Origin of the sequence: Kineococcus vitellinus, from assembly GCF_009906315.1 — a bacterium.
GTDB classification, from domain to species: Bacteria; Actinomycetota; Actinomycetes; order Actinomycetales; family Kineococcaceae; genus Kineococcus; species Kineococcus vitellinus.
Genome location: NZ_JAAALL010000614.1, coordinates 1 through 738, shown reverse-complemented (window position 1 = coordinate 738; position 738 = coordinate 1). Strand labels below are relative to the sequence as shown.

1 protein-coding gene is annotated in these 738 nt (G+C 81.2%); it reads left to right on the top strand.

All coding sequences use genetic code 11. From position 1 onward, the window contains the following. A partial coding sequence (locus tag GTQ99_RS23735) for an ATP-binding protein (RefSeq protein WP_166618085.1) occupies positions 1 to 738 on the top strand: 738 nt, incomplete at both ends.

Below are 738 nucleotides of genomic sequence, written 5' to 3'. Positions count from 1 at the left end.
CCCGCCCTACGAGGACCCCCACCACACCGCCTCGGTCGCCTCGGTCGTCGGCGGCGGCAGCGGGGTGCCCCGCCCGGGGGCGGTCTCCCGCGCCCACCGCGGCGTGCTGTTCCTCGACGAGGCGCCGGAGTTCGAGACCCGCGTGCTCGAGGCCCTGCGCCAGCCGCTGGAGCACGGGGAGCTGGTCCTGCACCGGGCCCGGGGCACCGCGCGCTACCCCGCGAGGTTCCAGCTCGTGCTGGCCGCCAACCCGTGCCCCTGCGGGCGGGCCGTCGGCAGGGGGCTGGAGTGCACCTGCAGCCCCCAGGCGCGCCGGCGCTACGCGGCCAAGCTGTCCGGTCCGCTGCTGGACCGGGTCGACGTGCAGGTGCACGTGCGGGCCGTCACCCGCGCCGACGTGGCCGGGACGGGCGCGGGGGAGAGCACCGCCCTCGTGGCGGACCGCGTCGCCGCCGCCCGCGAGGTCGCCGCCCGGCGGCTGGCACCGCACGGCCTGCGCACCAACGGCGAGCTGCGCGGCCCGCTGCTGCGCGGTGCGCTGCGCCTGCCCGCACCCGTCACCGCCGACCTGGAGCGCGCGCTGGAGCGCGGCGCCCTCACGCTGCGCGGGGTGGACCGGGTGCTGCGGCTGGCCTGGACGGTCGCCGACCTGCGGGGTGCGCCCGCACCGGGCCGCGACGACGTCGGCCGGGCGCTGGCGCTGCGGGGCGCCGCGGCGGCCGCGGGGGCGGCCGCGTG